A 12,593-nucleotide genomic window follows, 5' to 3' on the forward strand; every position below is an offset into this window, starting at 1 on the left:
ATCTGTCCTTGCACGAGCGCCCGGCATTTTCGCCGGCCCTGACCCGACGACATCGAAGCGCGGATCGCTATACTGCGACGCGGATGACATCGGTGCGGCCGGGACAGTGCCGCGACCGGAACAAGGAATGCGACGATGGACGATACGATTGGCTTCCCCGACCCCGGCCTCGACCTGTCCGACGGCTTCAAGCCGCACACCTCGCATTGGGGCGTGTTCTCGGCACGTCAAGGCGAGGCCGGGCTCGAGGTCAGGGCCTATGCGGGCGATCCCGATCCGAACCGCATCATCGACAATTTTCCCGGCGCGCTACGCCATCAGGCGCGCATCACCCAGCCGGCGATCCGCCGCGGCTGGCTCGAACGCGGTCCGGGTCCGGACGATCGCCGCGGCCGCGATGAATTCGTATCCGTCAGCTGGGAAAAGGCGCTCGATCTGCTCGGCGACGAGCTGGCACGCATCCGTGATACGCGCGGCCCCGGCGCGGTGTTCGGCGGCTCCTATGGCTGGTCGAGCGCGGGCCGCTTCCACCACGCCCAGAGCCAGGTGCATCGCTTCCTCAACATCGCCTTGGGCGGCTATGTGCGCTCGGTGAACTCCTATTCCTCCGGCGCGTCCTCGGTGCTGCTGCCGCAGATCCTCTGCGGCTACGAGGATATCACCAAGCGCAATGTCACCTGGGAGCAGATCGCGGCTGATACCGACATCGTGCTGGCGTTCGGCGGCATGGCGCTGAAGAACTCGATGGTCGCAGGCGGCTCGATCAGCAAGCATGTCGAGCGCGGCGCGATGGAAGCTGCGCGCCGCCGCGGCTGCGCGTTCATCCTGGTCAGCCCGTTGCGCGAAGACCTGCCCGTCGAGGCCGGCGCCGAGTGGATGACCTGCGTGCCCGGGACCGACACCGCGCTGATGCTCGGCATCGTTCATACGCTGATCGCGGAGAACCTGCACGACCAGGCCTTCCTCGATCGCTACACCGAGGGCTGGCCGGTCTTCCTGCGCTATCTCACCGGCGAGAGCGACGGCCAACCCAAGCACGCCGAATGGGCCGCCGCGGTCTGCGGCGTCGACACCGACACAATCCGCAAGCTGGCGCGCCGGCTCGCCGGCAAGCGCGCGCTCATCACCGTCTCTCATTCGCTCCAGCGCGCCGAGCATGGCGAGCAGCCGGTGTGGATGGGCATGGTGCTGGCGGCAGCGCTCGGCCAGATCGGCCTCTCCGGCGGCGGCTACGCCTATTCGTTGGGGGCAATCGGCTATTACGGTCGCCGCGTCAACGACGTGCCGGGGCCGACATTAGGGCAGGGCCGCAACGCTGTCCGCGATTTCATTCCGGTGGCGCGCATCGCCGACATGCTGCTCAATCCCGGCAGCGCCTATCGCTACAACGGCGAGACGCGCACCTATCCGGATATCCGCCTTGTCTACTGGGCCGGCGGCAATCCCTTCCATCACCACCAGGACATCAACCGCCTGCGCAAGGCGTTTGCGAAAGTCGACACGCTGGTCGTGCACGAGCTCGCATGGACTGCCACGGCCCGGCATGCCGACATCGTGCTGCCCTCGACGATGACGCTCGAACGCGAAGACATCGGCTATTCCAGCAACGATCCCCTGATGGTCGCGATGCACCGGATCGCCGAGCCGTTCGGCCTTGCGCGCGACGACTACGAGATCTTCGCCGATCTTGCCGACCGTCTCGGTGCGCGCGAGCCCTTCACCGAGGGGCGGACGTCACGTCAGTGGCTGGAACATCTTTATGAGCCGACCCGCGCCTCGCTCGAAGCGCGCGGCCTGGAAGCGCCGAGCTTCGAAGAGTTCTGGCGGCGCGGCAGCCTGGTGGTGCCGCAGCAGCCCGACGACGGTGGCCGGCTGCGCCGCTTCCGCGACGATCCCGTCAATCATGCTTTGCCCACGCCGAGCGGTCGCATCGAAATATTCTCTGCCAAGATCGCAGGTCATGGTGATGCGGATTGCCCGGGCCATCCGGTCTGGCTGGAGAAGTCCGACACGCCCAAGCCGGGGGCGCCGTGCTTCCTGGTCGCCAACCAGCCCGTGACGCGTCTGCATAGCCAGCTCGATTTCGGCGGACATTCGCTTCAAAGCAAACATCGCGGCCGCGAGGTCGCGCGCATGAACCCGCAGGACGCAGACGCACGCGGGATCAAGCACGGCGACATCATCCGGCTGTTCAACGCGCGCGGCGCCTGTCTCGCCGCGGTCCACGTCACCGACGGCATCGCGCTCGGCGTGGTCCAGCTCCCGACCGGCGCCTGGTACGACCCGATGGACCCCGAAGACGACGCGCCGCTCTGCGTGCACGGCAATCCGAACGTGCTCACCCGCGACGTCGGCACGTCGTCCTTTGCGCAAGGCTGCACCGGTCAGCTCACGACAGTCGAGGTCGAGAAGTTCACCGGCAATCTGCCGCCGATCCGGGCTTTCGATCCGGTGTAGAAAAAAAGGGGCCGTCCTGTGTGGGTGCAGGGACGGCCCCGAGTGGCTCGCAGGCCCGGGAGGATGAGGGCGCGAGCGAATGCTTACGCGGCTGCGCTGATCCAGTCCCTCTCCGTAGCAGGACGACGCGGCGGGAGTGCTTGCACCTCTCGCCGTTCGCCCTTGCTGGCGAGGCGCCAGCGTGCCGGGGATTGATCGGTGATGCGCTTGAAGACAGTCGAAAAATGCGCCTGCGTGCTGAAGCCGACGGCGAGTGCGATCTCGGCCAGCGGCCGCTCGGTGGTCGCCAGCAACGTCTTGGCCTGCTCGATCCGGTGATTGAGCAGATATTCGCGGGGGCGATAACCGGTCGCGACGCGGAATTGCGCCGCAAAGTGCATTCTGGACAGGCCGGCGACATTGGCGAGCTCGGACAGGCTGATGCAGCGGTGGAAATGATCGGCGATATATTGCTCGACGCGCCGCAGCCGCCATTTCGGCAGGGCATTGACCTTGGCGCGTGGCAATTCCAGCCGCGCCAGATGCATCGCGAGGGTTTGGCCAATGCAGCGCGTGAACTCGTGGTCCGCGGCGTCGCCAAGTTCGATCAGCGCCTTGGCAAGCTCGGCCGCGAGCGGATCGCGCAACAGGACGAGATCATTCAAACCTTCAGTTCCGGAAAATTGTGCCGGAAATTGATCCGCGGAGATGTAAAAGTGCAAGAAGGCGCATGGCGACTGGAATTGTACGGCGAGGGGCTTTGACGGCGCGGTGAGATACAGTGTGCCCGCGGGCATGGTCCCGTCGAAAATGACCTGGCGATCCCGGGTCAGTTTCGCGCGCGTGGTCTTGAGGGCGATGCCGACGAAATAGCGATCCTCGGGCGTCGTCGCTTGGTGCGACGAGGTGCTCCGCGGGTCTTCCCATCGCGAGATCGCGATGTCCTCGGCCGCCGCTCCCGTGCGCGGATCGATCTGACGCCATTGACGCTCCCGAATGATCGCGTGTGTTGCCCGGGGGAACTCGCAATCCCCCGAGGTGCCCGGAAATTCAATCCAGGCATCACCTGCCTGCAAATTGGTCAACATCGTTCGTCCTCTCCGGGCGTTCTCCGCTGTTTGCAACCAGCAAACGCGCAAAGCCCACGTTTTCCATGGTGAGAGGATAGGCGTGAGCTGACCTGCAAGCTCGTTAGTGGTGATTAGGATGTGTTAGTTTTTGTGGGAGCGCATCAGGTGCGGCATCCCGTCTCAGGAAGCGTCGTTTTTGTACAGTTTATCAGACATTTGCGTATCCCCGACACGACTCAGGAGAGCACCGGTCATGGCGTGGAGATCGATGTGGAGGTGTGAGTTCTGTGGGTTGCCCTCGCTGGACCTCGCACTGGCGCCGGGTATAGTCGCGCCGCATTTCGCTGGAGCGGCCGTCAAGATGAGCCAAAAGTGATCGAGCTCTCGGCAGGACAGGGCCCCCGCGGCCGCGACGCCGCGGCGATCCCAGATTTCGATGCCGTCGCGTTCGGGCCATTTTCGCTGCGGTCGCGGCTGCTGGAGAAGGATGGCTTGCCGGTCAGGCTCGGCAGCCGTGCGATGGATATTTTGCGCCTGCTGGTCAGTCGCGCCGGCGAAGTGGTCCCGAAGAACGAAATTCTCGGCTATGCGTGGTCCGGACTTTCCGTCGAGGAGGTCAGCCTGCGCGTCCATGTCGCGGAGCTGCGCAAGGTGCTCGGCGACGGAAAGGATGGTGCCCGCTACATCACCAACATCCCGGGCCGGGGCTATTGCTTTGTCGCGCCCGTGCGGCGTGGCGGGCGCGCGGAGGTGGCTACACCGGCGTCGCGTGTGCCTGAAAGGGCCGCGCCGCCACCGTCGCTACCGCGCCGATTGGACCGGATGGTCGGGCGAGAGGACGCCGTGGCCGAGTTGGCAGCGCGCTTGCTCCGCGATCGCTTCGTCACGCTGCGAGGGCCGGGCGGCATCGGAAAGACCACCGTTGCGACTGCGCTCGCGCACGAGATGTGCGATAGCTTCGACGGCAACGTCCATTTCCTCGAATTCGGTCCGCTCAAGGACGGAGCGCTGGTCGCGAGCACGGTTGCAGCCGCGTTGGGCCTCGTCGTGCACCACGAGGACCCCTCGGCCAGCATCGTCAATTTCCTGCGCGGCCGCCGGCTGCTTCTCGTGCTCGACAGCTGCGAGCACGTCATCGAGGAGGTCGCGCGCCTTGCAGAAAACATCTACCGGGAGGCGCCTGGCATCGTCATCCTCGCAACCAGCCGCGAGTCGCTGCTGGTGGAAGGCGAGCAGATTTTCGAGCTCGTTTCGCTCCCCGGTCCGCCGCAGGGCACCCGCCTCAGTGCCGGCGAGGTGCTTGCTTATCCCGCCGTGCGCCTGTTCGTCGATCGCGCCGTCGCGGCGGGGCATCGCGACGACATCACCGACGAGGATGCCGAAGTCCTGGCCCGGATTTGCGGCAAGCTCGACGGCATCGCGCTGGCGATCGAGCTGGCTGCCGCACGTGTCGGTCTCTATGGACTGCGCGAGATGGCGGCGCTGCTCGACAACCGGCTGCAGCTCGAATGGCGCGGGCGGCGGACGGCGCCGCCGCGGCAGCAGACGCTCGGCGCTACGCTCGACTGGAGTTTCGGTCTGATCGGCGAGAGCGAGCGGATCGTATTTCAGCGCCTCGCCGTCTTCGCAGGTCACTTCACGTTGAGGGGCGCGATAGCAGTCGCGGCCGGGGCGGAGATGGCGGAGGATCGCGTCGTCGAGGCCCTGGAGCAACTCGTGGTGAAGTCGCTGGTTTCCACCCAGCCGGACGGCGCATCGCGGCGCTATCGCCTGCTCGACGCAACGCGTGCCTATGCCCTGCAGAAACTGGCCGACGGCGGACAGCTGGCGCAGATCGCGCATCGTCATGCTCTCTATGTTCAATGCACGCTCGAAGCGGGCATGAGGGACAAGGAGGGCGGCGATCATGCGTCACGTTTGCAGGAAAGCGCGAGCCTGCTCGCCGATGCCCGCGCTGCGCTGCAATGGGCTTATGCCAACGACGACGGCGCCGGCTTGCGCGTGCCGCTCGCCGGCAGCTGCACAAGGCTGTTCGTCGAACTCAATTTGCTGAACGAGGCCCGCATCTGGTCCGATCGCGCACTCGCAATGCTGGACGAGGCCGACCGGGGCGGCGCATGGGAGCTCGAACTTCAGTCGACGCTCGGTCACGCCTTGATGTTCACCGAACGTAACAGCGAGCAGGCGGAAGCGGCGCTCAGGCGCGGGCTGGAAATAGCGGAAGCGCTTTCCGATCACGCCAACACATTCAGGCTGTTGTCCCGGCTCAACATGTTCTACCGCCGGACCGGTCGCTATCGGCATCTGGTGCCGACTGCGCTTCACGCCGAGCGGATTGCCCGCGTCATCGGCGATACCGCGGGCATCGCCGGGAGCAAAGCGCTGCTCGGCGTGTCATATCACCTCGCCGGAGACCAGGCCGCGGCGCAGGCTCATCTCGACCAGGGCCTGCGAGACGACGCTGCGCTCCGCGGCACCCAACCCGGGCATTTCGCCTACTCACGCACACCGCAAATTCCGCTCGCGCGCGTGCTATGGCTGCGCGGCTTTCCCGATCGTGCGCTCGAATGCATCCGGCCGCTGGTCGGCGCTTCGGCGCCGCATGACGTGGTCATGCATTGTATCGCATTATGCTGGTCCGCTTCGGTATTCGGCTGGCTCGGCGACTGGTCGTCGGTCGAGGCGATGACCGGTCGTCTGACCGCGCATGCGAGCATGCACGGGCTCGTGCCTTACGAAGCCGTCGCGGCGGGTTTTCGGGCGCAGAGCATGATCGCTCGGGGCGAGGCGGCCGGCGGCGTCGACCTGATGCGGAGTGCGCTTCCACGCCTGCATGCCGACCGCTACGAACTCTATGCCTCGGCGTTCGCCGCGGATCTGTCTCGGGGCCTGGTCAGCTTGGGACAATTGACGGAAGGCATTCAGGTTCTTCACGAAACCATTCTGCGGGTCGAGCGGGAAGGCGGCGCGTTCGACATGCCCGAGCTGCTCCGTCTGCGGGGAGAGCTGGAGGTCCAGGGCGGCAATCCCGACGCGGCCGAGGCCGATCTTGTCGCCTCGATCTCGCTCGCCGAACAGCAGGGCGCGCTATCGTGGCGGCTGCGAGCCGAGATGTCGCTGGCGCGGCTTCGAACCCGGCAGCATGTGCAAAATCCGCTCGAACAGCTCGCTCAAACCTATGCCCGGTTCTCCGAAGGGTTCGAGACCGCCGATCTCATTGCAGCACGACGCATGTTGAACGAACCGGGGGCCTGAACAGTCGATACGACCGTCTCTTCTCGCTGCTGAGCGCGTCCATCAGCGCTCAACCCTTGTGTCCAGCCAGCTGCCCCAGGAAGTCGCGGACAAGCAAAGCGATCTCGTCGGTGGCTTCATCCAGCGCGAAGTGGCCGGCTTCGAGAATGTGAACCTCGGCATCCGGCACGTCGTCGCGATAGGCCGTCGCGCCTGCGACGGCGAATGACGGATCGTATTCGCCCCAGACCACCAGCGTCGGTGGCCGCGTCTGGCGCAACCAAGCCTGCCATTTCGGATAGGAGGCGACGTTGGTCCGGTAATCCAGGAACAGCGTGGTCTGAATCTCGGCCTGGCCGGGACGCGTCAGGAACGCGTATTCGTCGATCCAGGTGTCGGGGTCATAGCGCTCGGGACGCGGACTGGAGCCGAGATGCCGCTGACTCGTCGCCTCCAGGGACGTAAAGTTGGCCTTGAGCGCCTCGACCTCGTGCGCCGGGTCGGCCCAGTACTTCGTGCGCGCATTCCAGAGCGGGCTCAGCCCCTGCTCGTGCGAAACCGCGTTCTGGACGATGACACCGCGGACGCGTTCGGGATGCGCCAGCGCCATGCGGAAGCCGACAGGGCCTCCGTAGTCCTGCATGAACAGGACGTAGTCGGTGAGGCCGAGCTTCGTTGTGAGCTCGCCGATCACGGCGGCGATGTTGTCGAACGTATAGGTGAAGTCGCATGGCGGCGGCGCGCTGCTGTTGCCGAAGCCGGGATAGTCCGGCGCGATGAGATGATATTTGTCGGCGAGCAGCGGCATCAGCGGCTCCCACATCCGCGACGACGAGGGAAATCCGTGGAGCAGCAGCACCGTCGGAGCGTCGGTGGGCCCAGCCTCGCGGTAGAAAATCTCGAGACCCCGGATATCGGTCTTGTGATAGCTGATCGAGCGCCGGCTCGATCGCAGATCCTGTGCCGAGGCCTGCACGGTCGCGCAGGCCAAAGCGGCCGAGAGGGCAAGAGTGGCTGGGATGTTCATGTCATCGCTCCGAATCCGGCATGTGAAGTGAAGATGTGTCGCAAGTAGGGGACATCCGCTTGTGACGGCGGCGTCGAGAGGCACCATCGCGGGCGCCTCTCGCGATGTGCCGCATCTGGGCTTTACGACGCGCGCGCCAGCGGCTCGCCCTTCAGGGCGGCGAGCAGGGCCTGCGCGGCCGGACCCGAGGAGTGCGGGTTCTGGCCCGTGATCAAGAGGCCGTCGGTGACGACGTGAACGCCCCAGTTTGCCGTCTTCGAGAAGACGGCGCCAAGCTTCAGCATTTCGTCTTCGACCAGGAAAGGCACCACCTTGGTGAGGCCGACGTCCTCCTCTTCACCATTGGTGAAACCGGTCACCTCCTTGCCCTGAACCAGGGGCTTGCCGTCGGGCGTCTTGACGTGGCGCAGCGCACCAGTCGAATGGCAGACCACGGCGACTGTCTTGCCGGCGGCAAGGAAGGATTCGATGAGCTTGACCGAGTCCTTGTCCTCGGCGAGGTCCCACATCGGGCCGTGACCGCCGGGATAGAAGACGGTGTCGAAATCTTCCTGCTTGACGCTGTCGAGGCGAACCGTCTTGTCGAGTTGGGCTTCGGCGGCGACGTCGGCCTCGAAGCGTAGCGTCAGGTCGGTGCGGAATTCGCGCTCGTTGCTCTTGGGGTCAAGCGGCGGACGGCCGCCTTTCGGCGAGGCGAGGGTGATCTCGGCCCCGGAATCCCTGAAGATGAAATAGGGGGCGGCGAGCTCCTCGAGCCAGAAGCCCGTCTTGCGCCCGGTGTTGCCGAGCTGGTCGTGCGAGGTGATGACCATCAATATTTTCATGACCGTTCTCCTTGAGTGCGTTTGCTGCGATGACGCGCTCCATTGCGGTGGAGATGCGCGGAGCTGGGTCTCGTTCGAGCACGTCACGTCGTTCGTTGCTCGCGAACCCAATCTGCGCTCAAGGCCGACTGTTGGCTCGTTATGTATTGTTAGACGTTGAGAGTTGGAGATATCGCGCGGGCCGCTACTCGAAGACGGCGTCAAAGATCTCGACATCCATCAGCACGGGCTTGGCGACCACGGTTCCGTCGGGCCGCAGCGTCTGCGCGCGTCGGAGCGTCGGCACCACGATGCCGCCGAAGCTGTCATGGGCCCAGGAGTAATGCGCGACTTTCATTCCGAACAGATCGTGATCGGTCCGCCGTTGCAATGCGTTCTCGTCGAAATAGAAGATCTGTTCGGGCGCGAGCGTGATCAGGCTCGGTGGGAATTGCGCCCGCAGCCGCCGCCATGACTCGTTATTCTCCTGCCACGGCGGCAGCTCCTCCACCAAGACATCGGGATGGGCGAGCAGGAATGGATTGGTCAGATAATTCCAGATCGCGACGCCGCAGAAGAAGACGAGATGCAGCTCGCCCGCGAGCGCGGGCGAACCGGCCTCGGTGAACGCAAGACTCGGATTGCGCCAGGTCCGCAGAATCTCACCTTCGAGGCTTTCGATCGTGATCGCGTCCGGCTGAAACGAGCCGGAGTGTTCGCCTCCGGTGATGCCGGTGAAGCGGACCGATTGCGTGCGGGTCGAGCCCTCCGCCGTCACGTCCTTGAATTCGCTGGCATGTCCGGTGCTGGAGAACAGCGTTCCCGCGACGGAGAGGTGAAGCGTGAACCGGCTCAAGCTATTCCAGCGGGCCATTCCGCCGCTGGCATCAATTACATCGTCAAGAAGCGCCATGTCCCGCCATATCCACCATGAAGTGCCACCACCATGGCGGGGCGGATGCGGCTTGGCGTGTTAGAATTTGTTAGGAGTTGCGAGCGGATAGCCTTGCGGTATCTCATTGAAGATACTCTCAATTCAGCGCCGCAAGGAGCTCCCTGGCGGCGACGAGATCACGGGTCTGGAGGCCCTCCTGGTACCGCGCGACGAGGGGGGCGAGCAGGGCGCGTGCGTCGGCGGCTTTTCCGGCCCCGCGCCAAACCCGGCCGAGACTAATTGCCCCCCGCAGCTCCCAGCCGAGCGCGCTTTGGCGGCGTGACAGATCGAGCGAGTCCAGGAAGCAGCTTTCGGCTTCCGCGGCATTGCCCGACCGGGCGAGGATGTCGCCCTTGACCCTGAGCATCTCCGGCATGTCGAAGGATTCGCCATGATCGGGGATCTCTGCGATGGCATCGTTGATGGTCTGCAAGGCTTCGTCGGCCTGGTTCTGCGCCACAAGTCCCTCCGCGAGCGCGGTCGCAAACACCGTGGTCATGATCCGGTGTCGCGTCGCGTACAGCGTGGCCTGGCTGCGGCGGAGGTGCTCGATGCCGGCGGCGACGTCGCCGCGGCGAAGCAGCAGCTCACCCTTCTGGCCGATGCCGACCGCGTGATAGGGCCCGAGGAAGTGGCGCGCGGAATGATCGATCAGCCGCTCGATCAGGATTTCCGCATTGGCCAAGTCGCCGACCCAGAGGAACACGTAGATGGTCCAGATCAAGGAAATACCGAGAGTGAGCGGCTGTTCGAGCAGTTCGGCTTCGCGAACGGTGTATCTCGACGCCTCGATCGCACGATCGGGCCGGCCGGTGAGCCAAAGCCCGCGTGCCAGCGCCACCAGTGCGACGATGCGGTCGTCATAGCCGAGATGGCCGATATTCAGCCGCTGCGAGCCGGGATTATGCAACATCGCGCTCTCGCAGAGCTGCACCGCCTTGTCCTGGTTGCCGATCAAATGATGGGCGACGCCCAGCATCCATTCGACGTTCAGCGTGCTGGCGGGATCGTTCAGCTTCCGCGCGACGCTCTCGCCCTGTTCCCCGGTTCCGAGTGCTCCGTGAAAATCTCCGACCCTGGTGAGATAGATGTGCAATCCGCGGAGCAGCCAGAGCTGCCAGTGCAAATCCTGGAGCTCCTGGGCAAGCTGGAGACTGCGCGTGAATGCCGAGCGGACCGCTTCGGTATTGCCCTGCGTGAACATCGCGGAGACGCCGAGCGCGGCCTGCAAGATCATTTCATTGCGGCCATCCACCGCGCTCGCGTCGAGGGACGCCAGCGCCTGCTGGGTCCAGCGGTAGCATTCCGTCAGCAATGTCAGCTCAAGGAAGAATTGCGCCGCTGACGCCGCCAGATCCACGCCGATCGTTCGGTCCCCGCCGTCCGAAAAGCTCCAGGTCAGCGCGGCCCTGACGTTGGGCAGGTGGTCGGCATAAGGAAGGAAGCCGCCGGCGCTCTGCATGCCCGTGGATTTGACGGCGATGTCGCGCAGGAAGTCGCGGAAATATTCGGCATGGGCACGTGCGACGCGGTCCGCTTCGCCGTTCTCGACGAGCTTCTCCGCGACGAAGGCACGTGTGGTGTCGAGCAGGCGATAGCGCAGCCGCCGCTCCGCAGGCGAGGTCGCGATCAGCGATTTGGAAAGCAGATTGGAGATCGCCTCGGCGGCTTCTGCTTCGCCAATGCCCTGACAGGATGCGACCGCAAGCGCGGCTTCCAGGGTGAATGGCCCGACGAATGCCGACAATCCGCGCAGCGTTGCGCTTTCGGTTGCCGGCAGCAAATCATAGCTCCAGGCGAGTGCCGCACTCAGGGTGTGGTGCCGCGGCACAGCGGTGCGCCGCCCGCGCCACAGCAGCGAGAAACGGCTGTCGAGCAGAGAGGCCGTCCCAGCGATGCCATAGGCATTCACGCGCCCGGCCGCGAGCTCGATGGCGAGCGCGATGCCGTCCAGCCGACGGCAGATATCGGCGACGAGCGGCGCATCCTCTTCGCTGAGCTCGAATTCGCTCAGACTCTCTGCGATGCGTTCCACGAAGAGCTGAGTTGCAGGATAGGCAAGGATGTCGGCGATGCCGAGCCCGTCGCGCTGTGGCGGGCAATCCAATGGAAACAGCCGATGGACACGCTCACCTTCGGCGCGGAAAGATTCGCGGCTGGTGGCGAGAATATGCAGCTCGCCCGCTTCCCGGACGATGCGCTCGGCCAGGGGGGCGAGATCGTCGAGGATGTGCTCGCAACTGTCGAACACCAGCAACATCCGCCGGCTGCGCAGGAATGCCAGCAACCCCGGCATCGGGTCGTCGGAATTGACTGTCAGGCCCAGCGCGGCCGCAATCGTTCCCGTAACGAGCCGGGTCTCCCTCAGTGCGCCGAAATCGACAAAACACACTTGGCCGTCGAAGGCCTGGAACTCGCGATGCGCGACCGCCAGTGCGACCGAGGTCTTGCCGATCCCGCCGGGGCCCACGATCGTGACGAAGCGATGCAAGGCAAGCTCGGCGGAAATCTTCTCGACCGCATCGTCTCGCCCGATCATCTTCGCGAGCGGCGAGGGCAGCGAGCGCGGCGCAGCAACGGGCAGGCTGGTCCGGTTCTCCGATGGGGCGGCCCGGAGCAGCGCGGCCGTGAAGCAATAACCCCGTCCGGGGACGTTGACGACGTAGCGGGAGCCTTCGCCCGGATCGCCCAAGGCCTTGCGCAGCGTCGTGATGTGAAAGCGCAGGCTGCCTTCGTCCACATTCACGTCGGCCCAGACCCGCCGCATCAACTCACGCTTGTCCACGACCTCGCCCGCGCGCTCGGCGAGAAAAACGAGAATGTCGAGCGCACGGCCACCGAGGTGAACCGGGGCGCCGTCCTTCTCGAGCAGCCGCGTCTTTGCGAACAGCCGGAATGGCCCGAAAGCAATGGCCGAATCCTGGTCGTTAGTGTCCGGCACGGGCCAATCATTCCAGTGAGAGCTGAACTCTGCACTTTGATCTAGCAGAAGGGAACCCTGAGTAAACTGGCCGAAAGTGGCGAAATCGCGTGGAGGGTGCCGGCAATTGGCCGGTCGCGCGCGACGATCCGTCGCAAATTGTACTCAA

Annotated in this window: 7 protein-coding genes; 2 read left to right on the forward strand and 5 right to left on the reverse strand. The window is 65.0% G+C overall.

What is annotated here, in order from left to right; genetic code table 11:
* The first annotated feature begins 135 nt into the window (after positions 1-135).
* A complete protein-coding gene (locus IVA93_RS10490) occupies positions 136-2,457 on the forward strand; it encodes a molybdopterin guanine dinucleotide-containing S/N-oxide reductase (protein WP_018460352.1) in 2,322 nt (773 codons plus the stop codon).
* 83 nt (positions 2,458-2,540) lie between these two features.
* Here IVA93_RS10490 and IVA93_RS10495 read toward each other — a convergent pair whose 3' ends face one another.
* Entirely contained in the window at positions 2,541-3,524 is a 984-nt protein-coding gene (locus tag IVA93_RS10495; protein WP_018460351.1) for a helix-turn-helix domain-containing protein, read from the reverse strand.
* A gap of 354 nt (positions 3,525-3,878) precedes the next feature.
* Between IVA93_RS10495 and IVA93_RS10500 the strand changes: the two genes are divergently transcribed.
* On the forward strand, positions 3,879-6,761 hold the full coding sequence (locus IVA93_RS10500; RefSeq protein ID WP_018460349.1) for an ATP-binding protein: 2,883 nt from the start codon (positions 3,879-3,881) through the stop codon (positions 6,759-6,761).
* A 49-nt stretch (positions 6,762-6,810) separates the two neighbouring features.
* Here the strand turns inward: IVA93_RS10500 and IVA93_RS10505 are convergent, their stop codons facing one another.
* The 4 genes from IVA93_RS10505 to IVA93_RS10520 form a co-directional block, all read right to left on the reverse strand.
* Entirely contained in the window at positions 6,811-7,767 is a 957-nt protein-coding gene (locus IVA93_RS10505) for an alpha/beta fold hydrolase (RefSeq protein ID WP_247789763.1), read from the reverse strand.
* Positions 7,768-7,889: 122 nt separating this feature from the next.
* Positions 7,890-8,591, reverse strand: a complete 702-nt coding sequence (locus tag IVA93_RS10510) for a type 1 glutamine amidotransferase domain-containing protein (protein WP_085384006.1) — start codon at positions 8,589-8,591, stop codon at positions 7,890-7,892.
* A gap of 184 nt (positions 8,592-8,775) precedes the next feature.
* On the reverse strand, positions 8,776-9,483 hold the full coding sequence (locus IVA93_RS10515; RefSeq protein ID WP_085348991.1) for a hypothetical protein: 708 nt from the start codon (positions 9,481-9,483) through the stop codon (positions 8,776-8,778).
* A gap of 118 nt (positions 9,484-9,601) precedes the next feature.
* Positions 9,602-12,445 carry an ATP-binding protein gene (locus IVA93_RS10520; RefSeq protein WP_018460345.1) on the reverse strand — a complete coding sequence of 948 codons (2,844 nt, stop codon included), beginning with the start codon at positions 12,443-12,445 and terminating at the stop codon, positions 9,602-9,604.
* Between the last annotated feature and the right edge of the window lie 148 nt (positions 12,446-12,593).

The sequence above is a fragment of the Bradyrhizobium sp. 155 genome (assembly GCF_023101105.1).
In the GTDB taxonomy this organism is placed as follows: domain Bacteria; phylum Pseudomonadota; class Alphaproteobacteria; order Rhizobiales; family Xanthobacteraceae; genus Bradyrhizobium; species Bradyrhizobium canariense_D.